The organism is Desulfuromonas sp. AOP6 (genome assembly GCF_009731355.2).
Classification (GTDB): domain Bacteria; phylum Desulfobacterota; class Desulfuromonadia; order Desulfuromonadales; family SZUA-540; genus SZUA-540.
The window spans coordinates 2,582,671-2,609,388 of sequence record NZ_AP022810.1 but is presented as its reverse complement, the minus strand read 5'-3'; the positions used below and the strand labels follow the sequence as shown (position 1 = coordinate 2,609,388).

27 protein-coding genes and 1 tRNA gene are annotated in these 26,718 nt (G+C 56.7%); 7 read left to right on the top strand and 21 right to left on the bottom strand.

What is annotated here, in order from left to right:
- Window positions 1-53: 53 nt before the first annotated feature.
- Genes AOP6_RS12300 through corA form a run of 5 tightly spaced genes read right to left on the bottom strand, consistent with a single transcriptional unit; the run spans window position 54 to window position 7,114 of the window.
- Window positions 54-1,517, bottom strand: coding sequence for an FAD-binding domain-containing protein (locus AOP6_RS12300; RefSeq protein WP_155877052.1), 1,464 nt, complete (start codon window positions 1,515-1,517; stop codon window positions 54-56).
- Window positions 1,518-1,536: 19 nt separating this feature from the next.
- Window positions 1,537-2,766 carry an SLC13 family permease gene (locus AOP6_RS12295; RefSeq protein ID WP_155877051.1) on the bottom strand — a complete coding sequence of 410 codons (1,230 nt, stop codon included), beginning with the start codon at window positions 2,764-2,766 and terminating at the stop codon, window positions 1,537-1,539.
- Window positions 2,763-3,623: a mechanosensitive ion channel domain-containing protein gene (locus tag AOP6_RS12290; protein WP_155877050.1), complete on the bottom strand. Its 861-nt coding sequence runs from the start codon at window positions 3,621-3,623 to the stop codon at window positions 2,763-2,765. Before AOP6_RS12290 ends, AOP6_RS12295 begins: the two co-directional genes overlap by 4 nt.
- 13 nt (window positions 3,624-3,636) lie before the next feature.
- Window positions 3,637-6,009, bottom strand: a complete 2,373-nt coding sequence (locus AOP6_RS12285) for an ATP-binding protein (RefSeq protein ID WP_155877049.1) — start codon at window positions 6,007-6,009, stop codon at window positions 3,637-3,639.
- A 31-nt stretch (window positions 6,010-6,040) separates the two neighbouring features.
- Window positions 6,041-7,114, bottom strand: a complete 1,074-nt coding sequence (corA, locus tag AOP6_RS12280; RefSeq protein WP_155877048.1) for a magnesium/cobalt transporter CorA — start codon at window positions 7,112-7,114, stop codon at window positions 6,041-6,043.
- A gap of 228 nt (window positions 7,115-7,342) precedes the next feature.
- Between corA and AOP6_RS12275 the strand changes: the two genes are divergently transcribed.
- Window positions 7,343-8,593 carry an acetate kinase gene (locus AOP6_RS12275; RefSeq protein ID WP_155877047.1) on the top strand — a complete coding sequence of 417 codons (1,251 nt, stop codon included), beginning with the start codon at window positions 7,343-7,345 and terminating at the stop codon, window positions 8,591-8,593.
- Between the two features lie 3 nt (window positions 8,594-8,596).
- Here the strand turns inward: AOP6_RS12275 and AOP6_RS12270 are convergent, their stop codons facing one another.
- On the bottom strand, window positions 8,597-9,970 hold the full coding sequence (locus tag AOP6_RS12270) for a glycerate kinase (RefSeq protein WP_155877046.1): 1,374 nt from the start codon (window positions 9,968-9,970) through the stop codon (window positions 8,597-8,599).
- Window positions 9,971-10,244: 274 nt separating this feature from the next.
- On the opposite strand from AOP6_RS12270, the gene AOP6_RS12265 reads away from it, so the two are divergent.
- Complete coding sequence (locus tag AOP6_RS12265) at window positions 10,245-10,967, top strand: DUF481 domain-containing protein (RefSeq protein ID WP_155877045.1); 723 nt, start codon at window positions 10,245-10,247, stop codon at window positions 10,965-10,967.
- 81 nt (window positions 10,968-11,048) lie between these two features.
- Here the strand turns inward: AOP6_RS12265 and AOP6_RS12260 are convergent, their stop codons facing one another.
- From AOP6_RS12260 to AOP6_RS12230, 7 genes are all read right to left on the bottom strand, one after another.
- Entirely contained in the window at window positions 11,049-11,666 is a 618-nt protein-coding gene (locus AOP6_RS12260; RefSeq protein WP_155877044.1) for a hypothetical protein, read from the bottom strand.
- Window positions 11,663-11,977, bottom strand: a complete 315-nt coding sequence (locus AOP6_RS12255) for a redoxin domain-containing protein (RefSeq protein ID WP_155877043.1) — start codon at window positions 11,975-11,977, stop codon at window positions 11,663-11,665. Before AOP6_RS12255 ends, AOP6_RS12260 begins: the two co-directional genes overlap by 4 nt.
- 9 nt (window positions 11,978-11,986) lie before the next feature.
- Entirely contained in the window at window positions 11,987-12,214 is a 228-nt protein-coding gene (locus AOP6_RS12250; protein WP_155877042.1) for a hypothetical protein, read from the bottom strand.
- Between the two features lie 91 nt (window positions 12,215-12,305).
- Window positions 12,306-13,616, bottom strand: coding sequence for an RIP metalloprotease RseP (gene rseP, locus AOP6_RS12245; RefSeq protein ID WP_155877041.1), 1,311 nt, complete (start codon window positions 13,614-13,616; stop codon window positions 12,306-12,308).
- A 39-nt stretch (window positions 13,617-13,655) separates the two neighbouring features.
- Complete coding sequence (locus AOP6_RS12240; RefSeq protein WP_155877040.1) at window positions 13,656-14,498, bottom strand: metal ABC transporter permease; 843 nt, start codon at window positions 14,496-14,498, stop codon at window positions 13,656-13,658.
- Between the two features lie 7 nt (window positions 14,499-14,505).
- A complete protein-coding gene (locus AOP6_RS12235) occupies window positions 14,506-15,246 on the bottom strand; it encodes an ABC transporter ATP-binding protein (RefSeq protein ID WP_155877039.1) in 741 nt (246 codons plus the stop codon).
- Window positions 15,243-16,130, bottom strand: a complete 888-nt coding sequence (locus AOP6_RS12230) for a zinc ABC transporter substrate-binding protein (protein ID WP_155877038.1) — start codon at window positions 16,128-16,130, stop codon at window positions 15,243-15,245. Before AOP6_RS12230 ends, AOP6_RS12235 begins: the two co-directional genes overlap by 4 nt.
- Window positions 16,131-16,387: 257 nt before the next feature.
- Between AOP6_RS12230 and AOP6_RS12225 the strand changes: the two genes are divergently transcribed.
- From AOP6_RS12225 to AOP6_RS12210, 4 genes are all read left to right on the top strand, one after another.
- Window positions 16,388-17,536, top strand: a complete 1,149-nt coding sequence (locus AOP6_RS12225) for an MFS transporter (protein WP_213194584.1) — start codon at window positions 16,388-16,390, stop codon at window positions 17,534-17,536.
- Window positions 17,537-17,621: 85 nt separating this feature from the next.
- Window positions 17,622-18,329 (top strand): FKBP-type peptidyl-prolyl cis-trans isomerase, encoded by a 708-nt coding sequence (locus AOP6_RS12220; protein ID WP_155877036.1) that lies wholly within the window; start codon window positions 17,622-17,624, stop codon window positions 18,327-18,329.
- Window positions 18,330-18,472: 143 nt separating this feature from the next.
- Window positions 18,473-18,901, top strand: a complete 429-nt coding sequence (locus AOP6_RS12215) for a peptidylprolyl isomerase (RefSeq protein WP_155877035.1) — start codon at window positions 18,473-18,475, stop codon at window positions 18,899-18,901.
- A 257-nt stretch (window positions 18,902-19,158) separates the two neighbouring features.
- Window positions 19,159-19,845, top strand: a complete 687-nt coding sequence (locus AOP6_RS12210; RefSeq protein ID WP_155877034.1) for a PilZ domain-containing protein — start codon at window positions 19,159-19,161, stop codon at window positions 19,843-19,845.
- 111 nt (window positions 19,846-19,956) lie between these two features.
- Here AOP6_RS12210 and AOP6_RS12205 read toward each other — a convergent pair whose 3' ends face one another.
- The 8 genes from AOP6_RS12205 to AOP6_RS12170 all read right to left on the bottom strand — a co-directional run bounded on the left by AOP6_RS12205 (window position 19,957) and on the right by AOP6_RS12170 (window position 25,350).
- Window positions 19,957-20,337, bottom strand: a complete 381-nt coding sequence (locus AOP6_RS12205) for a desulfoferrodoxin (RefSeq protein WP_155877033.1) — start codon at window positions 20,335-20,337, stop codon at window positions 19,957-19,959.
- A gap of 15 nt (window positions 20,338-20,352) precedes the next feature.
- The gene (gene rbr / locus AOP6_RS12200; protein ID WP_155877032.1) at window positions 20,353-20,928 is read right to left on the bottom strand and encodes a rubrerythrin; all 576 of its coding nucleotides are present in this window, start codon (window positions 20,926-20,928) and stop codon (window positions 20,353-20,355) included.
- Between the two features lie 129 nt (window positions 20,929-21,057).
- On the bottom strand, window positions 21,058-21,429 hold the full coding sequence (locus AOP6_RS12195; protein WP_213194583.1) for a PilZ domain-containing protein: 372 nt from the start codon (window positions 21,427-21,429) through the stop codon (window positions 21,058-21,060).
- A gap of 158 nt (window positions 21,430-21,587) precedes the next feature.
- Window positions 21,588-22,217 carry a PEP-CTERM sorting domain-containing protein gene (locus AOP6_RS12190; protein WP_155877030.1) on the bottom strand — a complete coding sequence of 210 codons (630 nt, stop codon included), beginning with the start codon at window positions 22,215-22,217 and terminating at the stop codon, window positions 21,588-21,590.
- A 267-nt stretch (window positions 22,218-22,484) separates the two neighbouring features.
- Window positions 22,485-23,405 carry an MBL fold metallo-hydrolase gene (locus AOP6_RS12185; protein WP_155877029.1) on the bottom strand — a complete coding sequence of 307 codons (921 nt, stop codon included), beginning with the start codon at window positions 23,403-23,405 and terminating at the stop codon, window positions 22,485-22,487.
- A gap of 90 nt (window positions 23,406-23,495) precedes the next feature.
- Window positions 23,496-23,570, bottom strand: a tRNA-Thr gene (locus tag AOP6_RS12180).
- Window positions 23,571-23,661: 91 nt separating this feature from the next.
- Complete coding sequence (locus AOP6_RS12175) at window positions 23,662-24,972, bottom strand: DUF3422 domain-containing protein (RefSeq protein ID WP_155877028.1); 1,311 nt, start codon at window positions 24,970-24,972, stop codon at window positions 23,662-23,664.
- Between the two features lie 177 nt (window positions 24,973-25,149).
- A complete protein-coding gene (locus tag AOP6_RS12170; RefSeq protein WP_155877027.1) occupies window positions 25,150-25,350 on the bottom strand; it encodes a cold-shock protein in 201 nt (66 codons plus the stop codon).
- 381 nt (window positions 25,351-25,731) lie between these two features.
- Here AOP6_RS12170 and AOP6_RS12165 point away from each other — a divergent pair, with 381 nt between their 5' ends.
- Window positions 25,732-26,613 carry an ATP-binding protein gene (locus AOP6_RS12165; protein ID WP_155877026.1) on the top strand — a complete coding sequence of 294 codons (882 nt, stop codon included), beginning with the start codon at window positions 25,732-25,734 and terminating at the stop codon, window positions 26,611-26,613.
- Window positions 26,614-26,718: the final 105 nt, after the last annotated feature.

Here is a 26,718-nt window from a genome sequence, read left to right as displayed (position 1 = left end):
TTTGTCAGGCCTGACCCCTTGTGCAAATTGACAGCCAACCAATCCAGCTCTCTCTACTTCCCATAAGTCTCCAGATACTTCCTCACTTGTACCTTCTTGGCCGTGCGTTCCGAACTCATCGTGCGGATTTTGCCGAAAATCGGCCGTTCCCCCCAGGGGCGATCGTAGCGGCCCAGACACCAGAAGATGCCGCTGGTCGAATTCGGATCGCAGCCATCAAGGGCGTAGCGGTTGTTGAGTTCGATCATCACCTCCAGAGCCTGCCGGGGATGGCGGGTCCATTCAAGTATCTTTTTCCCCCAGAGCATACGCAGATAGTTGTGCATGCGTCCTTCGCGGACGAGTTGGCGTTGGGCGGCGTTCCACAGCAGATCGTGGGTGGCGCCGGCGGCGAATTCGTCCAGCGTATAGAGGTATTGGCGCGGATCGTCGGCGTGCGTTTCGAGACTGGCTCGCACCCAGGGTGGCAGTGATTCGTAGCGATCGTACTTCGGGTTGTGCGCGCACATGTTAAAGCCGAGCTCGCGCCAGGTGATGAGCTGATCGAGGAAGGCTTCGGCGTTGACGTCGAGACCCCACCAGCCCTCTTTCTGTCCCCGCGGTTTGCTTTCGAGGCGGTGGGGGGACCAGTCCTGTGCCTGCAAGAGCTCGTGAACGATCTGGTGGGCGCTGATATGGCCGAAGTGCAGATAGGGGGAGAGCCCGCTGGTGACATCGGCTTCCGGTTCGTTGCGTTCGGCGGCGTAGCGGCTGAGTTTGTGCTGGAGAAAGTCCTCCATGGCTTCTCGGGCCGCGAGGGGGCCGCCTTTAATGTCGACAGGGGGTACACTATGGTCGAGGGGAAGCTCGGCCAGCAGGGTTTGCGGCTTTTGCAGCTGCTCGACAGGGCAGGCCGGCCAGCGCTGGTGTAACTCTTCGGGAAGCTGTTTCAACTCAGGCAGCGGCTGCCCGTGGAGGGGATCGGCCTGGGGCGGACTGAGCAGGGGGCCGACCAGGTTCTTCTGCAGAAAGCGGCGGAAGGCGTATGCGGACGGATAAAGGGTTTCGGTGGCTCGCAGGGGCAGGATGCCGTTGCTGTCCACGGCGGTGAAGGCCACGGAAGATTGCGCCGCGGCGGTCTGAAGCATGTCGGGCAGAATAAAGCAGGGGAAATCGTCGCTGACGATGGCACAGGCGGACCGGGCGAGAAAGGGAATGAGTCCCTCTCCGGCGCCGGGCCGTGGCTCCACGTAGGGATGATAAGAGACAGGGCTCTCCCGCAGCAGACGGGCGTTGTCGGCCATGCCGTCGAGGAGGAAGCTATGGAGGCGGTCGCTGGCCCAGGGATAGTCGCAGCGCAGGCTCTCTACCACCAGGAGGGGGCGCTGATATTGACGGGCGAGCTCCACGGCGTGCTGCAGGGCGAAGTTCCAGCCGAGGCGCCGAAAGGCGACCATCCAGTAGAGGACGAACTGCCCCTCGGGGCGTGGAGCCTTGTCATTGAGGGAGCGAAGGCGCAGGGGGGGAACCGCAGTCATGAAGTCTCCTTTCTCGGTGTTAGCCGCCAGCGATCATACCAGCCCGCAGCCAGAGCCACAGGGCGGCGACGGAGAGGGTCGCCAGGGTAACGGGGATGCCGATGCGGGCATGCTCGCGCCAGTCGATGGTGATGCCCAAGCGGGCGGCCTGATCGACGACGATGATATTGGCGATGCTGCCGACGATAAGCAGGTTGCCGGCCAGGGTGCTGGCCAGGGCGAGGACCGGTCCGGCCAGGGGGTGGCTGGCGGCGGGTAGCAGCAGCAGAGTGGCCGGCACGTTGGAGACGAGATTGGAGAGGGGCACGGTGACGGCAAAGAGCCAGCCGGGATGGTGCAGATCGACTCCGGTGAGGGCGAGGGCCTGCATGCCCTGGGCAAGCAGGCCGGCATCGGCCAGCGCCTTATTGACGATGAAGAGGCCAATGAACAGGACGAGTAGCTGCCAGTCGACCAGGGCCAGTATGCGACCCGAGGCCAGGCGACGACTGCTGAGCAGGATGCCGGCCGCCGCCAAAGCCAGCAGTTCACGGGGCCAGGGCGCCACGAGAAAGGCGGCGACCAGCAGAATCAGCACGAGAAAGGCCTTGCGCGTTTGCCAAGGGTCATAGACGGGCGCCTCGACCATCAGGGGTGGCAGCGCGCAGTGCCAACGCCCGCGATAGACGCGGGCGATGATCCACCAGGTCAGGCCGAGACCGAGCAGGGCGGGCAGGCCGCCGTCGAGAAGATAGCCGGCAAAGGACAGCCCGAGACTCTGGCCGATGAGCATGTTCTGGGGATTGCCGATGAGGGTGGCGGCCGAACCCACATTGGCGGCACAGGCCAGGGCCAGTAGAAAGGGTTTGGGGTTGAGTTGCCGCCGCAGGCAGCCTTCCACCAGCATGGGTGCCATGGCCAGGCAGACGATATCGTTGGCAAGCAGAGCCGAGAGCAAACCGCTGGCGGCAATCATCATGGCCAACAGATATTCGGGCGAGCGGTCTGCTGCGGCCAGCCCCAGAGTCAGCCGACTGTAAAAACCGCCGAGCCGGAACTGGGCGGAGACGATCATCAGGCCAAAGAGCAGGGCGATGGTCGGCACATCGACGGCCAGCCAGGCTTCGGTCAGGGTCAGTTGGTCGGTGACAAGCAGCAGCAGGGCGCCGAGCAGGGCAATGCCCGTGCGGTCGAGGGCAAGGCCGGGCAGCCTGCCGAGGATCATGCCAAGGTAGACAAAAAGAAAGATGAGCAGGACGGTCCAGTTCACGGAGTACTCTTCTCCGCCGGCGCCGCCGTGGTGGGCAAGGGATCGTTAGCCTGAAAGATCTTGTTGGCCTCAGCCGGGGGCAGCAAACCTAGTCGATTGATCTCCTGCTTGATGCGCTCGGTGATGTCGCTGGCCATCAGACGCTCAAGACGGACGTCGAGCACATAGGCCTTGATCTTGTAGCGGGTAAGAAAAGTGAAGTCAAAATGGTCCTCAACGATGATGGTGATCGGTTTTTTCAGATAGACGTAGGGCGAGCAGGCCGCCGCCTCCCAGGCAATTTCCCGGACAGTCTGGGTGTCGATCGAGGCTGGCAGCAGAAGCTCGGTGACGATCATCTCGTCGAGTTCTCCCGTGTTGGAATTGGAAACGGCCTGGCCCAGCACCATGGAGTTGGGCAAGGTGACATAGCTGTCGTCGAAGGTATGCAGGGTGACGGAGCGCAGTCCGATATCGGTGATTTCCCCGTAGTGATCCCCCGCTTTGACCATGTCTCCCACCCGAAAGGGGCGGTCGAAGAGGATGAGGATGCCGGCGATGAGGTTGCGGATGAGATCCTGGGCGCCGAGGCCTATGGCCAGACCGGCCGAAGCCGTGATGGCCAGCACCGTGTTCATGGGAGGTTCGAGGATGGAGAAGGTAATAGCCGGAATGGCAATGAGCCAGGTCAGCAGTCGCAGTACGGGAAAGAGGCTGGAGATGAATAGACGGTAGCGGGAAAACTTGTCGGCCAGAATTTCAGCCAGTTTCTGCAAAACCCGGGTGAAGAGCCAGACGGCGACGATGACGGCCAGAGCGACCAGCAGGCGGCTGTCGCTGAACAGCTCGGTAATAAATTTAGCGGTTTCGTCTTTCATGAGGATTCACCCGTCAGTAGAGGATGTTCTGAGAGAGAAGGATATCGCTGACCGGCCCGACGAAGATCGGGTTGATGGTATAGCGACGCTCGGGACCATCGGCTTCGGCGATTTCGAGCAGATTGATCTGCCCGAGATAGTCGAGGGTCAGCTGGCTGCGCAGAGGAGAAAGCCGGAAGATCTCACTGTGCTCTCCCACCGAGAGCCCCCCATGACTGATGATCTCGGAGAGGCTGAAAAGGGTGAGGCGTTCCAGGCTCTTCACGAAGCGGTAATCGATCCGGCCCAGCGGGCAGACGCGGATCTCCTTGCTCTCAGGGTCATAGTGGACGCTCAACTGCCAGTAATAGAGTGCGGCGTGGATATTTCCGCAACAGGCCTCGAACATCTGGCGAAAATATTTCTCCTTCCGCTCTTTTTGCGCGGCGGCCAGGTCTTCTTCGGAAGCGTCTTCGGCCACTTCCTTATCCTTTTCCGGCAAAAAGTGCAGTTTGTAGCCGGTGGTGTGCTGGCGCAGCAGCAGCATGTCGCGGATTTCGGCGCTGCTGTGAAAAAGGGTCTGTATCTGGTGGGTGAAGTACTGCCCAAGACGCAGCTGATAATCCAAGCGGATGTAGGGGTATTGCCGGAAGGTCATCACCCACAGACAGTGTCCCCGGGTCGCCAGAAGCACATAGAGAAAAGCTTCGGCAGCCTGTCGCCCGCCGATGGTGCGCAACAGCAGATTATGGCCGTCTTCCACCATCAGAATAAACGGCTCCCGGGACCGTATATAGGCCACCACATCCGTCAGCGCCACGAAAGGGGGAGCCTCGTCGAACCATTGTGCGAAGAGGGCGAGTACATCCTCCTCGCGGCGCAGTCTTTTTCCGATGGATTGCCGGATCAGGGGGTGCCGCGCGCCGTATTCACTGGCGAAACAGTTGACCAGGGTGGTCTTGCCGCTGCCTTCCGGGCCGGTGATGGCCACGCTGCAGGTGCGCCCTTCCTGCCAGCGATTCAGCACCTCGGCAAGGGTCTCCATCTCTTCATCGCGGCCGACGAGAAACTCCCGGCTGCGCAGGGGGCCGCTGTTGAAGAGGCGCCGGTAAACCGGGGGAAGATTTTGGCTTTGCCGAGCCAGTTCGGTTTTGGACGGAAGATCGGCCATGCGCAGCAGTTCTTCCTGCGCCGCCCCTTTGTTGACTTTTAAAAAGGGGAGGAAAACCGCCGCCTTTTTCCGCAGCTGCGCCAGCAGCCCTTTGGCCTCCTGCTGGTCGGCAGGAAGGTTCAGCTCTTTGCTCAAGCGCTTGAACCGGCAGCGGATGGCCAGGAGGCGCCGATGGAATTCCCAGCGCAGGCGCGCCCGCCAGAGGCGGGCCTTGAGCATGTCTTCGTAAAGGAAGGAGGCCAGCCGCTCGTGCTCCAGGTCGAGTTGGGCGGGGAACTCTTCAAAAAAGGAGGCCAGGGGCGCATCGACTTCCTGCAGGCTGGCGGCGGTCTGCTCCAGAACCTCCACAACCAGCTTGCGTATCTCCGCCAGCTTGGCGTGCCATTCGGCCGCTGACAAAGTTTCCTCATCGTCTTTCTGGCGGTTATTCAGCAGCTCGTTGAGCTCTTCGATGGCGGCCGTCAGGTTGAAGCGCAGGTTTCGCCAGCTATCCCCCAACGTCTCTCTGGTTTTCTCGAAAACGGTCTCATAATCCTTGACCAGCCGATGTTCACTCACCTGCTGCCGGTCGGGAAGATGCTGCCGGGCAAGCTGCTGGGCCGGGAGGCGGATCTGGCGATAGCGCCGCTTCAATTGGCCTCGGGCCTGCCAGAACAGAAGGCGGTTAAGGGGCGCCAGGGAGGAGGCGCAGACCCGCTCGAGAAAGGCCGTTTTCTCCCGGGCGAAGATGCTCTGGCCATGGAGAGGCTCGGTGCCTTCCTGACGAGGTTTGATCAGGACGATTTCCTGCGGCAGTTTTTTGATGCAGGCCTGGTAGCCGTCATAAATCTGCTCCAGGCTCTGCCCGACCGGTCGGCGCTTGGAAGTGAACGGTTTGAGCGCCTGGTCTAGCTGATAGCGCACGCGCTGATAGAGCCACAGCATCTGGGCGTCGATTTCACTCGGCAGTTTTTTTGTCGCCTTGTCGTCGCCAGCCTGCCCCTGCGATGTCTCGTCGAAGGCGGCCGTCAGTTTTTCCAGGCTCTTCGCCAGGTCTTCGGCCGCCTTGTCGAGGCTCTGGGACAAGGTTTCCTGGCTTTTTTCGAGGCGCGCAAGGGCGTTTTGCCGAGTTGCGATGAAGGTCGACTCCAGGTCGCCAAAAAACTGCTCCAAAACGGGCAGACCGTCTTCTGTGCCCAGAAAGGAGTCGTGCTTGGCCCGGCGTTCCATGAGGCGCTGGCAGCTTTCCTTCTTCATAGAAATATCCCGGTGGAGGAGGATAAAAGCTTCACAGCCATTTTCTCCTTTTAAAGGCGACGTAAAGGCCCAGGCCGATAGCGATCATGATCAGCCAGAAGGCGGGGTAGCTCCAGCGCCAGGTGAGTTCGGGCATGTAGTGAAAGTTCATGCCGTAGACGCCGGCCAGAAAGGTCAGGGGGATGAAGATGCTGGCCATGATGGTCAGCACCTTCATGACCTCATTCATCCTGTTGCTCAGACTGGACAGGTACAGGTCGAGCATGCCGGTGATGATGTCGCGAAAGGTCTCTACCGTGTCGATGACCTGGATGGTGTGATCATAGACGTCGCGCAGGTAAATTTTCGTCGTATCGCTGATCAGGTCAGACTCGTCCCGCTGCATCCCGCTGATCAGCTCTCTCAGGGGCCAGACCGACTTGCGTAGCAGAATCATCTCGCGCTTGAAGTTGTGAATGGCGTGCAGTGTCTCCTGGTCCGGTTCTCTGATCAGCTCATCCTCCAGATCCTCAATCTGATCGCCAATCTGTTCCATGATGGAAAAATAGTGGTCGACCACGGCGTCAATCAGGGCGTAAGCCAGATAGTCCGCACCCATTTTGCGTATGCGTCCCTTGTTGTTGCGCAGACGGTCTCTGATCTTGTCGAAGACATCCCCCTCCCTTTCCTGAAAGGAAAGTACGAAGTGGTTACCCAGGATGAGGCTGACCTGTTCGGTGCGCACCTCACGGCGCTCTGCGTCGTAAAAGGGCATTTTGAGCACGATGAAGGCGTAATCGTCAAAGGCTTCGAATTTGGGGCGGTGATCGGTGTTGAGGATGTCCTCCTGGACGAGGGGATGCAGGCTGTAGCAGTCACCAATCGTCTGGATGGTCGCCGGATGGTGGATGCCATCGACGTTTATCCAACTTACGGTCGGGCGCTCTTTGAGAGGGCAGCAGGCGGCGGCTTCATCGGCGGAAATGTCTTGTTCCTCCAACTGCTGGGCATCGTAGTCGATATAATGGAGGTGAACGCGTTCCGTACGTTTCTCCCCGACATGAATCAGGGTGCCGGGTGCCGAGCCTGCAGGTTTGCCTCTTTTGCGGATCAGTTTTCTGGGCATGTACCGACCTTTCCAGTCTAAGCGCTTTAAATGATTTCATTATGACGCTTTTTGCCGGAAAATCAAAAGATATGAAGGAGGAATTCCAGTTCCCTTAATCGGTTTAGCGGTACTTTCGGGCGCTGAAAAAAATCGTTGAATCCCTTGTAGCATCATGCGAGATTGGCACTGGATTCGCTATGTGGGAATATATGTGCCACCTGTTAGGCTTTTGGAAGGAGTGGGAAGATGTTTATACTGACGTTGAACTGCTGGAGTTACTCGGTGCGCTATCATCTTTTCGATTGGCGTCGCCGGGTCCTTTTGGCCCGTGGACAGGTGGATCGGGTCGCCGTCGGTGGCACAACCCTGACCCACAACGTGCCGGGTCGTCCGACCCATGTCAGCTTTCAGGACTGTTCCGATCATCGCCAAGCCCTGTCCCTCATCCTCCAAGTGCTCAGCGATGCCGACCAGGGGGTGCTGCAGGAGGGGGAACATCTCGGGGCCATAAGCCATCGCGTCGCCCATGGCGGCGACCGTTTTACCCGTTCGGTGCAGATCGATGGCGACGTGCTGGCAGCCATTAAAGACCTGCGCCGGCTGGCGCCCCTGCACAATGAGCCGAACATCGCCGGCATTGAAGCGGCCATCGCTCTACTGTCCGACGTTCCCCAGGTGGCCGTGTTCGACACCGCCTTTCATCAAACACTGAGCCCGACCGCTTTCATCTATCCTCTTCCCTACGAATGGTACGAAAAGCACCAGGTGCGCCGCTATGGCTTTCATGGCCCCTCGCACCTTTATATGTCCAAGAGGGCGGCCGTGCGCCTTGGCAAGGATCCGGGCACATGCAATCTCATCACCATCCACGTCGATCGCGGCGTTTCCCTCTGTGCCATCCGCCGGGGCCTCTCCGTCGACACCAGCATGGGCATGACGCCTCTGGAAGGGGCCATCATGGGCACGCGTTGCGGCGATATCGATGCCGGTATCCTCCCCTATGTCATGACCCGGGGCGGCTATTCACCGCGGGAGATGGACAGCATTCTCAATCTCGAATGCGGCTTGCGAGGAATCACCGGTCGCTTCAGCGAACGCGGCGATGTGCTGGCTGCCGTGGTGGACGGCGATGAGCGCTGTCAACTCGCACTCCGCATGGAAACCTACCGGTTGCGCAAGTACATTGGCGCCTACATGAGCGCGTTGGGCGGCGTAGACGCCATTGTTTTTACCGCGGGGGCGGGGGACCTTGAGTGGATCAGCCGGGAGCGCATCCTGGCGGACATGGAGTTTTTAGGCATTCACCTTGATTCCCAGCGCAACCGTTCCGCCGTGGCCATGCCGGGGGAAACGACCATCACCCGAGACGATTCGCCGGTCAAGGTCTTTGTGGTGCCGGCCAACGAGGAACGGGTCTTCGCCGAGGACGCCGCCGCGATTCTGGCCGGCACCTATGCGGACCACCTGAGCTATCCCTATTCCTTCATCCGCCCCTGAGGGCTATTCCGTAACGATGAGGATCTGCAGGTCGCAGACGTTGGTATTGGTCGGCCCCGTCTTCAGCAGGCCGTCGATCTGGTCGAAGAAGGTGTAGGCATCGTTGTCGCGTAGAAAGGCGCCGACGGAGAGCCCCTTTTGCTCCGCATCCGCCAGCAGTTCGACGGCGGCGAAGGCGCCGGCGGCCTCGGTGGGGCCGTCGTTGCCGTCGGTGGAGGCCGACAGCAGGTAGAGGCCGAGACAGTTTTCCGGGTCCTGCTGCATCTCCGCCAGGGCTGCCAGGGCGATCTCCTGGTTGCGTCCACCCTTGCCTTTTCCGCGCAGGGTCACGGTGGTTTCGCCGCCGGCGATAATGCAGGCCGGTTTGCGGCTGAGTACACTGGCCTTGCGGATGTCCTTGCCGATCCCTACCAGCACCTTGGCCCATTCACGGGCCTCGCCGCTCACCTGGGAGGTGAGGATGGTCGTGTGGTAGCCCCATTGTCTGGCGGCGTCACGGGCGGCCAGCAGGCTGACATAGTTACTGCCGATCAAAATGTTGGCCACGCGGTCAAAAATGGCATCGCCCGGCTTGGGAGTCTCCTTCAGTTCGCCGGCGGCGCCTCTTTGCAGGACGGCCAGCGCTTTCGCGGGAATTTCGCCGGCGATATCGTATTTATTCAGGATCTCCAGGCAGTCGGCAAAGGTCGTGTGGTCAGGGCTGGTCAGGCCGGAAGCGATGGCGTCGAGGCGGTCGCCGACCACGTCGGAAAGGATAAAGCTCAGACAGCGAGCCGGGGCGATGGCCCGCGCCAGACGACCGCCCTTGATGTCCGACAGGTGTTTGCGGATGGCGTTGATCTCGTTGATGGTGGCGCCGCAGGCCAGCAGGGCGCGGGTGACCTGCTGTTTGTCGGCCAGACTGAGGCCCTCCACCCTGTTGTCGCCCTGGAAAGGGCAGGCCAGCAGGGCGGAGCCGCCACCGGAAATAAGATGAATGACCAGGGTTTTTTCGTCCGCGGCGGCGGCCATCTCCAGCATGCGTTGGCCGGCCAGGACGCTGGCGTCGTCCGGTACGGGATGGCCGGCCTCCAGGGTTTCAATATGGTTAAGCGTTTCGGTGTGACCGTACTTGACGGCGATGAGGCCCCGGTCGATGCGCGCCCCGAGGATCTCCTCGAAGGCCAGAGCCATCTTGGCCGTCGCCTTGCCCGTCCCCATGACATAGAGCTGCCGGTAGTCGTTGAGATCGACCTCGATAAAATCGTCCTCGATATCGATGGTCAGCAGGCTGCCGTTTAAGCGCACACGATTGAGAATCATGCGATAGGGATCGACCCTCGCCAAGGCAGCGGTAAAGATGTCGTTCAGGTGCTTGAATTCGGTGGCTCGGATCATGTCCTCTGCTCCTGTGATTTAAGGAGAGCCTTTTATCACAAAAAAGAAATAACGCATTAAAGAGGTGGTTGGAAATAAAAAAACAGGTCGAATGTGAGCAGATGCCCCTAAATGGCTCAAATAATCAGCCGCCACCGCCAAAATACCGTCATGGTGTTACTGCATGAATAATCAAATCGTCTATAATTATGCTTGTCAAAATCGTTTTGGCGGAACATTTGCCTGGTGAGGTGTCCCCTGAACATGGAGCTGATGAACGCTGAAGGAGGAGAATATGAAATTTTTTACGTGTTTGAGTGTTTTTCTGCTGCTGCTTCTACCAGGGGCTGAAGCCCTGGCAGAAGACCAGAAATGGAGCGATGAGGCGGAATTGTCCTATGTCGATACCAGCGGCAACACGGAAGTTACCACGCTTTCGGCTAAAAACAAGCTTCAGGTGAACCTCACCGAACGGATTCTGGCGACCTGGAAACTGCAGGCCTTGTACGGCGAGACGGATGGGGAAAAAACAGCGGAATCGTACATGACGGAGCTGCGGGGGGACTATGCCCTGTCCGAGCGGCTCTTTACTTTTGGCACGGCCGGGTGGCTGCAGGATAAGTTCGCCGGTACCGACAGCCGCTATACCTTTGGCCTGGGCCTCGGCTACAAATTTCTGGACGGCCCCAAGCACTTTCTGCGCGGCGAGGCCGGCCTGACTTATACCATGGATGAATACACGGACGGCTCTTCCGAAGAATATCTGGGCGGGCGCCTTTTCGGTGAATACCAATACCAGTTTACTGAAAAGAACCGTTTTTCGCAGACCCTCGAATATCTGCCTGATTTCGAGACTTCGGACAACTGGCTGCTGAACAGCGAGACGGCCCTGATCGCAGCCCTAAACAGTTTTCTGTCCATGAAAACCAGTTATGTCGTGAAATACGACAACGAGCCGGCGCCGGGCTCGGAAAAAACCGACAGAATCCTCGGCGTGGCCCTGGTCGTCAATTTCTGAGCAGGTATTCTCACAGGTATAAAAAAAGACGGATCACTCGCCAAAGTGATCCGTCTTTTTTTATGATCTCTTTTCGTTTTGCTACAAGGTTTCGTAAAAGGAAGGTTTGAGGTAGCGGAAGGTCTCGACGAAACGGTCAAAGGCCTCCACGTCTGCCTGATCGTAGTCGGCTTCCGCCGGCCGCCATTGGGTATAGTAGAAGGCGACGACCCGCTCGCCTCGGCGGGCAAAGACGATTTTGCTCCAGACCTTGTGGCCCTTGACAGGCTCAATCCCTTCGGTGTCGGCGATCAGCGCTTCCTTTCCGAAGAGAGTCGTCTTCTCCAGGGTCGGTTTGGCGAACTGTACCCGGGAGGCCCAGAGGAATCGTTTGAAAAACTCCGGTACCCGCTGCTCGAAATCGAGGGAATAGCCAAAGGGCTCTTCCGCATAGGCCAGGGTGGACTGGCAGGGATAGCTGCCCCGACACAGCTTCATGTACGCCAGGGAATAATCGTCCTCGTCAAGTTGGACAAGCTCCCAGGGGGAAGGCGGTGCCACAAAGGCGAACTCGTCCTGCCACACCGAGGTGCCGTTTTCCTGAACCTGAAGGGGGGATGGTGGCGGGGCGGCGGCGGGTAACCAGGCACAGCCGGAAAAGAGCAGAAAAATTGCCAGAATAAACAGTTGTCGCCATAGACCGGTGAGGGAAAAGATCATGGGGTCACCTCCTCGGCATGCAGTTTTTTAAGAACCTGCAAGACTTCGTGATAATTCGGGTTGCCGCTTTTGGTGTAGCGGATAATTCCCCACTTGTCGATGACCACGGTCCTGCGGGCAAAAACGGGTGACCCCGGCCCATAGGCACCGAGCCAGGTCCCCAAGTAGGTGGACGTATTGGAAAAAAGCGGAAATGTCAGACCGTATTCGGCGGCGAAGTATTTAAGGGTGTCGACATTGTCCCGGCTGACGCCCGCGACGCGGGCGTTGAAGCGGTCATAGAGATAGAGATTCCTCTGATGACCCTCCATTTCACCCGTTCAGACAGGGGTGAAGGCAGCGGGGAAGAAGGTCAGGATCAGGTGATGTTTTCCATAAAAGTCCCGATCATAGGAAAAAAGGCGATCCTGGCTGCTCGCCAAGCTGAAAATGGGGACACTGTCCCCGAGCCCGCGATAGGAGATGCCTTCTTCTCCGGCTCCCCACAGACTCAATGGGGCCAGCAGCAGAACTGCCCCTGCCAGCAGGATGAATTTGAGTTGATGCATCGTTTATTGCCTCCCTTTTGTGCCGTCGTGAGTAGACGGTTGGTTTATTTCCCACAATAGTAGCGGAGAAACGTCAGGTCGCAAGTCGACGTCAGGAGAAGAAGCGGCTGAAGTCGTTGAACAGCGCCAGCCCCATCAGCAGCAGCAAGAGGAGAAGACCGAATTTCAGGGCGGTTTCCTGGGCCGCCTGTGGCAAGGGACGCCTGAAGATCAATTCGATGAGAAAAAAGACAAGATGTCCGCCGTCCAGCACCGGAACAGGGAGCAGATTCAAAAAGCCGAGCTGAATGCTGAGAAAGGCCAGAAAAAGCAGCGTGGCGGCGATTCCCGTTTCGGCCGCGGCCCCTGCCGTCTGTACAATCATGACCGGCCCGCCGATATTGTCGGTGGAAATGTTGCCGGCCACCAACTGACGCAGGAAGTCACCGGTGAGGCGCATCAGTTCCACCGTCTTCTGGGCCCCGGCCTTGATGGCCTCAAGAGGAGGAAAGTGTTTCAGGTAGGTTTCCTGAAGCGGCGAGATGCCGATCAGGAAACGCCCCTGTGCGTTCTGCTCTGGCAGCATGGTGAAGTGAAGAAGACCATTCTCGCGTTGTACCTCCACATCGATTTCATCACCGCCGGAGGCATTGATGACCGTGCCCACATCGTACCAGCTGTTGATGGGCGTGCCGTCGATGGCGACAATGCGGTCCCCCACGCGCAGACCCACTTCTCCGGCAGGATCCCCTTCAAAGACCTCGCCGAGAAGGGCTACCTGCTCCGGAAAAATCCCGACACTGCGCAGGTCATAGCTCTCGCCGGCGACCTTGGCGAGTCGCAGGTCCTGCCGCTGCCCCTGGCGGCGGATGGTGATGTTCACTTCCTCTTTCGCGGCCATGGCGAATACGGAATTGGCGTCTTCCCAGGTGGCGACCGAGCGCCCATCGATGCTTTCGAGCAGATCGCCAGGCAAGAAGCCACCGTCGTCAGCTTGGCTTTCAGTGGCAATATAGCCAATGTGGGGTGTTTCTATCTGGTAGGCGGGCGTCTGCACCCCGACAATGTAGGCGACAGGCAGGATGAGAAAAGGAAGCAACAGGTTGGTCAGTGGCCCCGCCGCCACAATGGCCATGCGGGTGAGAACCCCTTTGTTCGTGAAGGCCCTGTCGTCGTCGCTGCAGACAGGTTCTTCTTCAGGACCGTTCTTGCGTTCGCCGTGCATCTGGACATAGCCCCCGAAGGGGAGAAGGCAGACGAGGTATTCCGTTTCTCCCTTTTTCCAGCCGAGCAGACGGGGCCCGAAGCCGAGGGAAAAGCGAAGGACCTTGACGCCGGACCATTTGGCGACAAGAAAGTGGCCCAGTTCATGAACAAATATAAGGATGCCGAGGGTCATTATGCCCCAAAAGGCGGTCATCATGGTTGGTCTCCAGGGTAGGTTGTTTTGTCGGTCAGGCGGTCAACGTGGGTTCATGGGACGCCGAAACCGATGGCGCAGGCTGGCAAAGAGGGAAGAAAGCAGGTAACCCAACCCCGCCAGCAGAACAGTGGTGGCCCCGGCGGGAAGATCCGGCTGGTAGGAGATGAAGAGTCCGCCGGTCGTGAAAAAAGCTCCGAAAAGAGTCGCCAGCACCATCATCTTAGCCAGAGAGTGAACAAAATGTCCAGCAATGGCTGCCGGCAGTGTGAGCAGGGCAATGACCATGATCAAACCAACCACCTGGATCAGGATGACGACGGTCAGGGAAACAAGGGCGAGAAGCAGCAGATAGAAGAGGTCGACGCGAACGCCCCGCAGGCGGGCGAATTCCTCATCGAAGGCCACGGCCAAAAACTGCTTGTAGAAAAGAAGGATAATGAGGGCGATGGCCAGGTCGAGGATGAAAATAAGATAGAGGTCTTGTCGGGGGATCATGAGAATGTTGCCGAAGAGATAGCTCATGAGATCGACGTTGTAGCCCGGGGTACGGGCGATGAACAGCACGCCGGTGGCCATGCCCACGGACCAGAGCGCGCTGATGATGGTGTCTTCCTGCTGTTTCCAGTGCAGGTTGATCCAGCCGATGATACCCGCCGACAGGAGGGCGGCCACAATGGCGCCGCCAATGGGGCTATAGCCGAAATAATAGGCTATCCCCATGCCGCCCAGCACGGCGTGGGCGATGCCGCCGGCAATATAGCCGATGCGCTTGACGACGACAAAGGAGCCGACAATGCCGCAGGCAATGCTGGCCAGCAGTCCACCAATGAGGGCGTTTAGCATGAAGGTCTGGTTCAGCACGGCTTCAAAAAAGGTTTCCATGGATCCTTTATTTCTTAAGAACAGTGTGATGATGGACCATCTGCATGGGCATCCCGTAAAGGTTCTCTATTACTTCGCCGCTAATGTCGGAAGTGGCATGGCACACCAGGGTGCGGTTGAGACAGGCGACGCGGCTGACGTAGCCGGAAATAAAACCGATATCATGGGAGACGACGATGACGGTGACGCGCTCGTTAAGGCGCTGGAGCAGGTCGAAGACGCCGGCTTCGACCCGCGGGTCGATATTGGCCGTGGGCTCGTCGAGAATGAGCACCTCCGGTTCGCAGGCCAGCGCCCTGGCGATGAGTACCCGCTGCCTCTGCCCGCCGGACAGGGTAGAGAGGGGGCGATCCTGCAGGTCTAGTATTTCCGCTTCGGCCATGGCCTGCCGCGCGACCTGCCGATCTTTTTCGCCATAGCCGAGGATTGATCTCGTTTTGCCGAGTCTTCCCTGCAGAACCGTATCTAAGACACTGATGGGGAAACGGCGGTCAAAAGTGGCGAACTGAGGTACGTAACCCAGTTTCTGGCAGGCCTGGCCGGGCTGTTTCCCGAAGACCCGTACGCTTCCCGAGGTCGGCGAGAGAAGTCCCAGGATCAATTTGAGCAGGGTGCTCTTGCCACTGCCGTTGGGGCCGACAATGCCGAGAAACTCACCCTGTTCAATGGACAGAGTGACATTGTCCAGCACGGGGATCTCATCGTAACGGAAAAAGACCTGGGCGAGCTCAATGACGGCCGGGCTCATTTCTTATCCATCGCCGCGGCGAAGACCTCCGCGATGTGGCGCATGTTGGTTGGATAGTCCTCGGCGAGAGGATCGATGGCTATGACCGTGGCCCCGATGGAACTGGCGATATTCTCTGCCAGTCGGCGGCTGAATTGCTGCTGCACAAAAATGACGCGGATGTTCTGCTCCCTGGCTTCGTCGATCAGGCGGGCCAGGGTTCTGGCCCCCGGTTCCTTGCCTTCCATTTCGATGGGTACCTGCAGCAGGTCGTAGGTGTCGGCAAAATAGCCCATGGAAGGGTGAAAAATGAGAAAGCGGCGATTGGTCAGGGGAGACAGTTTCGTCCGGATATCCCGGTCGAGGGATTCGAGGTCAGCCATCAGGGCCTTATAGTTGCTGCGGTAGGTCGCTTCTCCAGTCGGGTTGAGTGTCGCCAGCACGGACAGTACCCTGCCAGCCATGACTTGAACGAGTTGGGGGCTTGTCCAGACATGGGGGTCTTTAAGTCCCTCGGCGTCCTCTTCATCGTGATGGTCGTGGCCATGATCGTGATGGCTGTGGCTTTCGATGGAGCGCAGAGCGAGTCCTTCGCGCAGATCAATGATGCGCAGGTCCGGATTGTTGGCACGGATGCGCTCCATCCAGACCGTTTCAAAAGCGACCCCAATGCGAAAATAAACGGCGGCCGTGGCCAGCGTGGCCATCTGCTTTGGCGTCGGCTCATAAGTGGCCGGGCTACGGCCTGGCCCCACCATGACCGAGACCTCTACATCGTCACCGCCGATGCGTTCGACGATATATTTCTGCGGCAGAACACTGACAAAAACCTGAAGGGGCGCAGCCTGCGACGGCCACGCCGCCAGGAGGATGGCCAGCAGAGGAAAAAGCAGGGCTTTTCTCATGATATTCATTGTCCTTTGATGAGCCGGACCGACAAGCTTCGCGGCTGATTTGTGGGCGAATCAAGGTATATCGGATGTGGGCCTATTTTTCAATGGAGAATTCCCCATCTCAGGGTCCTGACCCGGAGTCTTCCTCGGGGGAAATAAAAAATCGGTTGTCAAATGGCCACAATCCCGAGAGAATGCGAGTCGATGTCGTTGAACCTCTCGGCGTGGCCGCAATGATGTCCTTCGGCGCAAGAGTTCAGGATATGCCCATGTTTATCATCATTCTGACAACTGTTCTTACTCTCTCGGCCCTCTATGCCCCGCAGCCGCTCTTGCCGGTCATCGTGCGGGAGTTTGCCGTGTCTTCCGAGACCGCTGCCCTGTTGACCACGGTGGCTTTTATCCCTCTGAGTCTGGCCCCTCTCGTCTATGGTTTCGTGTTGGAGACGGTTTCTCCCCGGCGCATGCTGAAAGTGGCTGTCTTTTTGCTGGCCGTAACAGAATTGTGGTTTTACTATGCCCCTTCCTTCGCGGAACTGATGGTCATTCGCCTCCTGCAAGGTCTGCTGATACCCGCCATGCTGACGGCGCTCATGACGTATGTGTCAGAGCAGGCCGGCCCTTCCCGCATCCAGCGTGCCATGGCCGTCTACGTGACGGCCACGATTCTCGGCGGTTTTCTTGGTCGGGCCTGCTCTGGATTTATCGCCACCACCTGGGGGTGGCGCCACAGTTTTCTCCTTCTGGCCATCAGCCTTGCCATCTGCTTTGTCTTTCTCTTTAGCCTGAAGGGGCCCGAGTCACTGAGTGTCAGTCGACCAAAAGCCGACCTGCTGTGGAAGACGCTGTCTCACCCTCTTTATCGCCGCATCTATCTCCTGATCTTCTGCCTTTTTCTGGTCTTCGCGGCCATCATGAACTTTCTGCCTTTCCGCCTGACTGAAATCAGTGACCAGGCCAATGAATTCCGCATTGGTCTCATGTATTCCGGTTATGTCATGGGCATGGTGACCTCCCTCATGGCGGTGCGGTTCAGTGCGTGGCTGGGCGGCAGCAGGCGCGCTATCCTTGCCGGCATGGGAGTATTCTGTCTGGCGTTGCTGGGGCTGGCGACCGACCATGTCACCGTTTTGTTTGTGGTTATGTTTCTCTTTTGCGGCGCCATGTTTCTTGTTCATTCGACGGCCACCGGCCACCTCAACCGCCTGGCCACCAGTCACAAAGGGGTGGTGAACGGCGTCTATGTCGCCTTTTATTACGGTGGAGGGGTGGTCGGTTCCTATCTGCCGGGTCTCATTTACAAGGGGTGGGGATGGTTGCCCTTTATCTTGTGTTTGCTGGGCATTGCGCTGGTGGGAATGCTTACTCTGACCGGTGTTCAGGCGGGTGCGCCGCCCAAAAGAGTAGTTGACACCTGAATGGGCGACAGGTTATGAATGTGTTGGCCAAAAGCCTGCCACACATGTATCCATGTCAACTCTTCGCTAGGTGAAAGGAAACGAAATGAAAAGGCAAAGTTTCTCTCTCGTCGCCATCCTCAGCCTCCTCTTTGTGGCTACGGGATGTACGGCCCAGGAAAAAGCACCAGAACTTAAAGACCTTAAAGACAAGGTCAGCTACAGCATCGGTTTGGATATCGGTCGCAACTTCAAGGCGCAGGGCGTCGAGGTCGAGCCGGCCCTTCTTCTCAAGGGTATGAAGGACGCGCTCGCCGATGCTCAGCCCATGCTGACCGACGAACAGATTGAAGAGACGATGACTGCTTTTCAGCAGCAGATGATGGAAAAACAGCAGAAAATGATCAGCGAGCTGGCTGAAACGAACAAGAAGGAAGGCCAGGTTTTTCTGGCTGAAAACGCCAAGAAAGAGGGCGTTGTCAGTCTTCCCAGCGGCCTGCAGTACAAGGTCGTCAGTGCAGGCGAGGGAGCTTCTCCCAAGGCGGAAGATACGGTTTCCGTTCACTATCGTGGAACCCTTGTGGATGGCACCGAGTTTGACAGCTCTTACAGTCGAGGTGAGCCGGCAACCTTCCCCGTCAATGGGGTAATCCCGGGTTGGACCGAGGCCCTTCAGCTCATGAAAAAAGGAGCCAAGTACGAGTTGTATATTCCGGCTGAATTGGCCTACGGCCAGCGTGGCGCCGGGCCTGCCATCGGCCCCAATGCTACCCTGATTTTCGAAGTTGAATTGCTGGAAATAGAACCTAAGTAGTATTTCACGGTAGAGTGCTGGCGGCCGCCAGGGCAATTAAACTGCCCTGGCGGCCTTTTGTTTTGAAGGATGACGGATAATCATCCCAACCAAAAGCAAGAAGGCTTGCCGAAACAAGATGAGCCTTCTGGAAAGGACTTTTCATGGCAGCAGCAAAAAGTGGCGATTCGATCAAAGTACATTATGCAGGACGTCTTGAGGACGGGACTGCCTTTGACAGTTCAAAGGGGGGCGAACCTCTTAGCTTGACGCTTGGGCAGGGCGAGGTTATCCCCGGATTTGACGAGGCTATCGTCGGGATGCAGGTTGGTGAGAGTAAAACAATCACCATCGGGGCTGAGCAGGCCTATGGTCCCCGCATTGACGAGCTCGTGATTGAACTGGCCCGAAAGGATCTGCCGGGAGATCTTGAATTAACTCTGGGCCGCCAATTGGAGGTTACCCAGGAAGAAGGCGAGCCTTTCGTCGTTGAAGTCACCGATCTGACGGATGTGACCGTTACCCTCGATGCAAACCATCCTTTGGCTGGTAAAGAACTGACCTTCGATATCGAACTGGTAGAAATTCTCTGATATTGAGCCGTTTTGTGGACGATGTCAGTTAAGTGGAAAAATTAAAAAAAGCCGAAGATATCTTCGGCTTTTTTTTTTCGATTCTATGATAGGCTTGTTCCTGTTGACGTTATCGTAGGCTCTTAATCGACGGCGTTTTTTTTGCATAAGGATTTCTCGTCCGGGCAATAACGTGCTAATTTGGTCTATCCGCACCGTGCGACCGGCCAAATGCCGTTATTGTCTGTCATCCTTGTGACGATTTCGGGAGGAATGCTGTGGAACGGAAGAAAATTTTACTTGTCCAGAAGCCAGAAATCGTCACCGCGATGGAAAATTCCTTTTTTCACCGGGCCGGTTTTGATTTTCTGCTGGCTTCCGATCAGGCTACGGCCATGTCTCTGGTGGAAGAGGAGGATCCGGTTCTTGTCATTGTTGAAGCCGATTCCGACTCTCTCAACGGAGCCGAACTCAGCCAGCGGATCAAGAGCGACCCTTTTCTGCGCAATACCCACATCCTGCTGATTGTTAAAGAGAAGGAACAGGTCAGGCAGGGGAGCGTTTGTGATGCAGTGATCGCCAGGCCGTTCGAAGCTAAGGAGCTGGTGGCCGCAGCCTGTGATGTCCTCGGCATTGTCGATCCCGCCGCCCCGCGCAAAGAAGTTGAAGTCCCTGTTCTTTGCGGCCCTGATACTTTTCATTTGCGGCCGGGGTACACATTCAATCTCAGTACGGGCGGCGTTTTTATCGAGACGGCCGAACTGTTGCCCATCGATACGGTGGTTCTTCTCGAAATATCCCTGCCTGTTGCCTCTTTGAGTTGCCGTGGGCGGGTCGCCTGGGTTAACCATCCGGAGTGGATCAAGGCCAAAACCCTGCCAATCGGCATGGGGATCGAATTCACCGACATTCCCGAAACCTATCGAGCCCTGCTTGTGGAGCATCTCGATGCTATTCCCGAATGAGACGGGTCTCTTTTGCAAGCTAGTCCAGGGTTATGATCACGACATGTTCAACGTAAAAAGGCACCTTCTTGCGAAGGTGCCTTTTTACGTTTTTCAGCTGACGCACGACGATCAGGAGTCGGCTTTCCAGTGCCCATGCAGGTTGCAGTATTCACGGGCGGTGACTTTGCTGGCGGAGACGGGGAAGGTGGCCTCTGGTTTGTCTCCGGGGTTCAGAAACTGTCGGTACACCTTGCCGTCGGCAATGATCTCGATCCATTCAATGTAGTGCTTTTCTTCCATTGGATGGGCAACGCTGCCAACTTTAACGGTGATGGAATTCTTGCCAATTTCGATCACGGGGACATGTTTTTCCTTGGCGGCATCGACCGTATTTTCGGTCATAAGCTTCATGTTCTCACCACAGCATACCAGGTCGCCTGCACCGGCGTGCAACACTTCTACGATGTTGCCACATACGTCACATTTGTACACTTCCAGTCTCTTGGGCATGTGCTCCTCCTTCAATCAGTAGTTTTCGCCGAGCAGTTCAAAGTGAGCTTGCGGATGGTCGCAGGCCGGACATTTGTCAGGGGCCTCAGGGCCTTCGTGAAGATATCCGCAGTTGCGGCAACGCCAGACCACGGTTTCAGGCCGCTTGAAGACGCGGCGGTTTTCAATGTTGGCGAGAAGGTCGAGGTAGCGCTTTTCATGCTGTTTTTCGGCGACTGCAATGGCCATGAAGACATCGGCGATGTCATTGAAGCCTTCCTGGCGGGCAATTTCAGCAAACTCGGGGTACATTGTGCTGTGCTCGTAATTTTCCCCGCCAGCCGCTTCTTTGAGGTTGTCAGCGGTGGTGCCGATGACTCCGGCAGGAAAGGACGCCGTGATCTCGACTTCACCGCCTTCAAGCATCTTGAAAAGGCGTTTGGCGTGCTCTTTTTCCTGGTTGGCGGTCTCTTCAAAAATGTCTGATATCTGCACGAAGCCTTCTTTTTTAGCCTGGGCTGAAAAATACGTGTAGCGATTGCGGGCCTGGCTTTCGCCAGCGAATGCAGTCAGGATATTTTTTTCAGTTTTGGTGCCTTTCAGTGAAGCCATAATGTCTGTCTCTCCTTTTGATGTGATAATTGGTGCCGGTTCTTGGCAACGATCAAAACTGTAACACATTCAGTCATAAATGCAACTGGGGCAAGATTTAATCATTTAATGTATCCGAAGCTTTTCCGCTTAGGGGGATGGGGCGTTTTTACGAAGAAAGGACATCTCCTTTTCAATCTTGTCTGCATTGCCAGTATTCAACTCCAGCAGACGGCGCAGATGACTCATCGTTTCCAGATCCATCTCCGTAAAGCGGAAACCGATGCTGTCCTGATGAAAGTGAATGGCTTCCGCCGTGAAATGCAGGACGATGTCGCTGTTCAGAAGTGGAATATCCAGTTGGCAGACATCGTTGTGGTGCAGCGGTGGCAGGCTGTCAAAGTGAAGCAGCGCGCCCTTTAGGGCGATATCCTGCAAGTTGCCGGAATGAGACTGGCCTTTATGACTCAGGGTGAGATTCGCCGCAAAGGGGATGCGACCGAAACGTCGTGGCGTGGTCATGGTCATATCTCCTCAATGAAAGGGGTACGACTATAAGTATATAAAGAAAATGACCTGTTGCCAGTGGGACGAGGTGCTTTTTGAAGAATCAGCATAGAGCAAGGGCCACCGCTGCGTGGTGGCCCTTGCCAAGAAAGCCTATGGAGTAAGTCGATTTGCTATTTTCTGATACGGCGGTAAAGGGTCAGTCCCAGAAGGCCTGAGCCGAGAAGGAGCAAGGTGCCGGGTTCGGGCACAGGCGGAGGTGCGTCACCGTCACGGACATAAATGCTTCCAAAGTCGTCATATTCAAACCCGCCAATATGGGCAGCGAAATGGCCGTTGCCATTGCCGGCCGGATCGGCGGAGAGGAGGAAGAAGTTTTCCTCGGTGATGGCGGCGATATAATCGATGTCAAAACTCAAACTGAGACTTCTCTTTCCAGGGTCCACCAATTCGAGATCAAAGAGCCCAAAACCGGCTACATTGTTGTTGATAAAGTTCACGTTCCAGGTGTTGGGGTCAAGATTGAGGAACATGCCTTCGGTGAGGCTCAGGTCGGTATTGAAGTAAAATTTGTCCAGACCGAAATTGTCGCCGCCGTTGAGAAAGGCACCCATCCCATCTGCCAGGTTGATTTCGAAATGGAAGACGCTGTTATCGCCGGCATCGACAAAGCCTGTAACCGTGGCATAGGTCATGGTGGGCATGCCAGGCTCGTTGGGAGTGGTCAGATCCACAACGAAGGCCAGAGCGGAACTCCCGGTTAGAACCAGAGCGAGCAGGGTTGAAAACAGTAATTTTTTCATGGCGGCTTCCTTTCGGCTCGTTTTGCGCTAAGCCCTATTGTTTTCTTTGTTAAATAGCAAAAAAAGTGCCGTTCTTTAAGTGGCCGGAATTACAGGATAATTCATGGGAGAATGAGTTTTGGAAGATGTGGTGTAAAGAAAGGCGACACTTGTGATGGAAAGGGAAGGAGCTTTTGGGGGCGATTGGAGGGCGACATAGATGGCGAGCGAGATTCAGATAGCCCTGCGGTGTAAAAAAACTCGACGTTTCATTGTTCGGAGGGATGGTTAAGGGGAGAGAAGGCGTTTTTGTTCGGCCGGTGACAGGGTGTCGACGTAATCCATCATGCCTTTGAAGGTATTGCCGAGGAAATAACGCTCTCTGGCCTGAATGTCGGAGGGCAGCTCGAAGATATGCCGGAAGATGGTGTCATGGGCCAGAAGCCAGTCCATCAGTTCTGACTCACGATCATCGGGGTCGGATTGGCTCGTTTCAACGGCGCCCCTCACCCATAGAATCAGTTGGTCGCGGCCAATTCGAAGATGTCTGGGGGCATCGTCAACCAGCCCATAGTGGGCAAAGACCATGCGTTTTGGCGCCAGGGTCAGCATACGGTCTATGGAATCGAGCGCCACCTGCAAGATGAAACGAGGCGGTGTTGCCGGACGCATATAGGTCCCCCCGGGCACCTCGGCATGCACACCCGCCACCTCTCCGGCAAAAAGCACATCGTCCATCAGGTAGCTGACGTGATGTGCGGCGTGTCCCGGTGTGCGAATGGCTCGGATGGCACCGCCGGCCAGTTCTTCCTCGAAGTGGATTCTGTCTGCGGGTACATCCACAATCTCGCCGTAGGTATCCGCAAGTGTCCCCAGTACCTTGCGGGAGCCCTGCCAGAGTTTGTCAGGGGCGATCAGGTGGGGAATTCCCTCGGGATGGCAGATGACGTGGGCGTCGGGAAAGGTTTGGAGAAGGGCGCCGGTACCGCCGGCATGATCAATATGGATATGGGTAAGCAGCACGTAATCGAGGTGGGAGACTCCGAGTTTATGCAGTTTCTCAAGCAGGATGGGAATGGTGGAAAGCGGACCGGGGTCAACCAGCAGGCTGATATGGTTGTCCCTGTAGAGCCACGCACTGATAAACTGGCGAAAGCCTGTATGGCGGGGCTGGTCGAGATCGATACAGTGAAGATTGTGCAAGTCCATGAAATGAGCTCCGGCCTGCTCTGCCGAGAAACACAGGCATGAACAAAACAGGCACCTGCCGTGCCTCGACAAGTGCCTGTTTTTAATTTGTGGAGCCGCCCATCGGAGTTGAACCGATGACCTACGCATTACGAGTGCGTTGCTCTACCTCTGAGCTAGGGCGGCGCAGCCATGAGGTTCATGTATTTAGCGCAATTTGCGTGGATTGTCAATCAGTTTCAGGCCGCAGTCCAGTCCCTTCTTGTCAGGAATGCCGTCATTCTTCCGGCTGGGTCGGCTCTTTGATCAGTCGATGTTTGATGCGATGGGTCAGCCCCCAGGCGGCGGCAAGGACAACAGGGACCAAGGCTGCCAGAAGGATGGGTTTTTCAAGTCTCCAGGTGTCAAGGGGCAGGCCGTTAAAGATGTAGCTGAGCAGCCCCACCATGTAATAGGTGATGGCCACGACCGAAAGGCCTTCAACGGTTTCCTGCAGTCGAAACTGGAGGCGACTACGGCGATTCATAGCGCCGAGCAGTCCTTTATTCTGTTCCTGCAGGGTGAGATTGACCCGGGTGCGCAGCATGTCGCCGGCTCTCTCGATGCGGCGAGAGAGATCCTCCATCCAGTTGCTGACCGATTCACAGGTGCGCATGCCGGGGTTCAAACGCCGGGTCATGAATTCGGTGGCGGTCATGTGTCCTTCTATTTTGCTTTCTCTTATATTCCTCAATCGCGAATGAACAAGCTCGTGATAGGCACGTGTAGCAGAGAAACGATAATTGGTTTCCGTGCGAAAAGTCTCGAGACGCGTCGACAGCAGTGACAGATTCTGAAGGAGAGAGCGTTCGTCGACGGCGCTGCCGCTGGACTGGACCCGGGCCAATAAATCCGCCAGCTCCCTGTCCATGTCATGAAGCTGAGTCGAAAGGTGCTTGGCCAGGGGGATGGAGAGTTGGGCCAGCAGGCGATAGGTCTCCAGTTCGATAATCCGCTGAATGAGGCGGCCTGTCTGCTGGTCTGAGCTGCCGCGGTTCTGAACAAGGAAACGGCCGAATCCGTCACTGTGTAGCCTGAAGGCTGTGCAGAAAAAGGCTTTGCCTTCGCGCGGAGCGCTGATGATGAGTTTATGGCCTTCAAAGTAGCGTGTCAGGTCTTCGGGGTCGATGGCGAGAAGGCCTCCATCGACCACAACATGAAAAGCGGCAATTGCCTCGCCCGGCAGCATGGAGAGCCAGTCGGGAGGGATCAGGCCGATGGCAGGCTGTCGAAAGGGTTCAGGCCCAGCCTGTTCGCTGCGAAGAAAGGTCAGGGCGTAAAATTCCATGTGCCGTTCCCAGCGAAGCGTGAAACCACCGAAGTCCTGCTGGTAAGAACCCATGTCGGGAGGGGGAGGGTTGACGCTGTAGCGACGGCAGAGTTCGCAAAGGTGAATAAAGGCGTTGTCCATTTCCTGCGGCTGCGCTTTGAAGGCCAGATGGCTGATCAGTTGTGGTGCAGTGATGACCTGGAAAGGGCGGGCGTGAAGTTCGTTATAGAGATCGTCTCTTTGCGGGTGGGTAGAGAAGGGCAGGGAAGCGGGGGGCATGGCAGTCAATCCTCCGTGATGAGATGCTAGAGGATAACTTGTGGCGGGTGAGAGTGCAACCGTGTATACACGACAAGTGAGGGGGGGGGGGGGGGGGAGGGTTTGACCTTCTGAAAAAGAAAAAAGCCTGTGGCTAACCACAGGCTTTTTTCACATATTGATGCTGAAGGATCCGGCTTAGATCTTCCGCACGTTGGCCGACTGGGGGCCTTTCTGACCTTGGGTGACGTCAAACGTAACGCGGTCACCTTCGGCGAGAGACTTGAAGCCATCGCCCTGAATTGCTGAGAAGTGAACGAATACATCGGGTCCGTTGTCCTGCTCGATAAAACCAAAACCCTTTGCGTCATTGAACCATTTTACAGTGCCTTGTGCCATTTTTTCTACTCCGTGTTCCCCTTTATAGGGGCTTTGTGTTGTGCAAGCTCCGGTATCTGCTGAAAATAAAAAAACACAGAACCCAAGAAGGTCTGTGTCTTTTCTACCTGATCGACGCCATGTCAATCTATCGGGCAACAGAAAATAAACAAAGCTTGCTTGATTGTGGAAACCCTAGCATGAGTGAAATTTAAAATGCAAGCGTTTTTTTGTTTTTTTCATGGCGGGAGAATTCCTGCGGGTTCTGCCATGATTTTCGGTTTGACAGGGTCAGGGAGGTTGGCGTATACAGTCTGCTTTTGTGCCTGTGCTGATGTCCCTCGATGGGTTGCTTTCTTCAGGGCGAAACCATCGACCATCTATTTAAGAGAGGAATTTGTCATGATGAATCTGAAGCCTGAGGTTGTGGCTCAACTCGAGCGCGTGCTCGGCTCTGTGGAAATGCTTCTGCCCAAGGCGGTCAAACCTGTCGACTGGTCAAGCTGTTATGCCGCCAACTGGCGTCGCCACTCCTTTTCTGGCTATCTGGAGCGGGTCAAGGTGACGGACAATACGACCCTTGGTGAGTTGCTTGGCGTTGAGGAGCAGAAACAGATCATGATCAACAATACCCGCCAGTTTCTTGCCGGCCTTCCCGCCAACAACGCTCTTTTGTGGGGTTCGCGCGGCACGGGAAAATCATCCCTCGTCAAGGCTCTGCTTAATGAGTACGCGCCTAAGGGACTGCGGGTTATCCAGGTGGAAAAAGAGGACCTTATCTATTTGTCAGAAATATTTTCTGCCGTTGAGAACGAGCCCTACCGCTTTATCCTGCTATGCGACGATCTGACTTTCGAAGTGGGAGAACTCAGCTACAAAATGCTTAAAAGTGCTCTCGACGGCTCGGTCTACTCGGCCCCGGAAAACGTGCTGATCTACGTCACCTCCAATCGGCGCCACCTGCTGCCCGAATATGAGGGGGATCACCTGGGCGGCAAATATGTCAAAGGCGAGCTGCAGCAGAGCGAGGCCATGGAGGAAAAAGTCTCTCTTTCCGACCGCTTCGGCCTCTGGGTGGCCTTTCATGTCTTCTCGCAGGACCGCTATCTCGACGCGGTGCGCCTGTGCATCGAGCGCGAGGCGCGCAAGCGGCAGGTGGAGATCCCCTGGACCCGCGAAGTGCAGCAGGAGGCCATCCAGTGGTCCCATGACAAAAGCAAGCGCTGCGGCCGCACGGCCTTTCAGTTCTCCAAGAACTACGTGGGACGTTATCTTCTTAAATAAAAGAAACGTTTCGGTAAATATTGATACAACTCAACAGATGGCCAGCGGTTTCACACTGCTGGCCATCTGCCGTTCAGGGCCGAAAAAAGAAATAATGACCCAGGC

Coding starts and splice junctions, on each gene's coding strand:
- AOP6_RS12300 (WP_155877052.1), bottom strand. CDS start 1,517: ATGACTGCGGTTCCCCCCCTGCGCCTTCGCTCCCTCAATGACAAGGCT.
- AOP6_RS12290 (WP_155877050.1), bottom strand. CDS start 3,623: ATGAAAGACGAAACCGCTAAATTTATTACCGAGCTGTTCAGCGACAGC.
- AOP6_RS12285 (WP_155877049.1), bottom strand. CDS start 6,009: ATGAAGAAGGAAAGCTGCCAGCGCCTCATGGAACGCCGGGCCAAGCAC.
- corA (WP_155877048.1), bottom strand. CDS start 7,114: ATGCCCAGAAAACTGATCCGCAAAAGAGGCAAACCTGCAGGCTCGGCA.
- AOP6_RS12275 (WP_155877047.1), top strand. CDS start 7,343: ATGTTTATACTGACGTTGAACTGCTGGAGTTACTCGGTGCGCTATCAT.
- AOP6_RS12270 (WP_155877046.1), bottom strand. CDS start 9,970: ATGATCCGAGCCACCGAATTCAAGCACCTGAACGACATCTTTACCGCT.
- AOP6_RS12265 (WP_155877045.1), top strand. CDS start 10,245: ATGAAATTTTTTACGTGTTTGAGTGTTTTTCTGCTGCTGCTTCTACCA.
- AOP6_RS12260 (WP_155877044.1), bottom strand. CDS start 11,666: ATGATCTTTTCCCTCACCGGTCTATGGCGACAACTGTTTATTCTGGCA.
- AOP6_RS12255 (WP_155877043.1), bottom strand. CDS start 11,977: ATGGAGGGTCATCAGAGGAATCTCTATCTCTATGACCGCTTCAACGCC.
- AOP6_RS12250 (WP_155877042.1), bottom strand. CDS start 12,214: ATGCATCAACTCAAATTCATCCTGCTGGCAGGGGCAGTTCTGCTGCTG.
- rseP (WP_155877041.1), bottom strand. CDS start 13,616: ATGATGACCGCCTTTTGGGGCATAATGACCCTCGGCATCCTTATATTT.
- AOP6_RS12240 (WP_155877040.1), bottom strand. CDS start 14,498: ATGGAAACCTTTTTTGAAGCCGTGCTGAACCAGACCTTCATGCTAAAC.
- AOP6_RS12235 (WP_155877039.1), bottom strand. CDS start 15,246: ATGAGCCCGGCCGTCATTGAGCTCGCCCAGGTCTTTTTCCGTTACGAT.
- AOP6_RS12230 (WP_155877038.1), bottom strand. CDS start 16,130: ATGAGAAAAGCCCTGCTTTTTCCTCTGCTGGCCATCCTCCTGGCGGCG.
- AOP6_RS12225 (WP_213194584.1), top strand. CDS start 16,388: ATGTTTATCATCATTCTGACAACTGTTCTTACTCTCTCGGCCCTCTAT.
- AOP6_RS12220 (WP_155877036.1), top strand. CDS start 17,622: ATGAAAAGGCAAAGTTTCTCTCTCGTCGCCATCCTCAGCCTCCTCTTT.
- AOP6_RS12215 (WP_155877035.1), top strand. CDS start 18,473: ATGGCAGCAGCAAAAAGTGGCGATTCGATCAAAGTACATTATGCAGGA.
- AOP6_RS12205 (WP_155877033.1), bottom strand. CDS start 20,337: ATGCCCAAGAGACTGGAAGTGTACAAATGTGACGTATGTGGCAACATC.
- rbr (WP_155877032.1), bottom strand. CDS start 20,928: ATGGCTTCACTGAAAGGCACCAAAACTGAAAAAAATATCCTGACTGCA.
- AOP6_RS12195 (WP_213194583.1), bottom strand. CDS start 21,429: ATGACCACGCCACGACGTTTCGGTCGCATCCCCTTTGCGGCGAATCTC.
- AOP6_RS12190 (WP_155877030.1), bottom strand. CDS start 22,217: ATGAAAAAATTACTGTTTTCAACCCTGCTCGCTCTGGTTCTAACCGGG.
- AOP6_RS12185 (WP_155877029.1), bottom strand. CDS start 23,405: ATGGACTTGCACAATCTTCACTGTATCGATCTCGACCAGCCCCGCCAT.
- AOP6_RS12175 (WP_155877028.1), bottom strand. CDS start 24,972: ATGCCCCCCGCTTCCCTGCCCTTCTCTACCCACCCGCAAAGAGACGAT.
- AOP6_RS12170 (WP_155877027.1), bottom strand. CDS start 25,350: ATGGCACAAGGCACTGTAAAATGGTTCAATGACGCAAAGGGTTTTGGT.
- AOP6_RS12165 (WP_155877026.1), top strand. CDS start 25,732: ATGATGAATCTGAAGCCTGAGGTTGTGGCTCAACTCGAGCGCGTGCTC.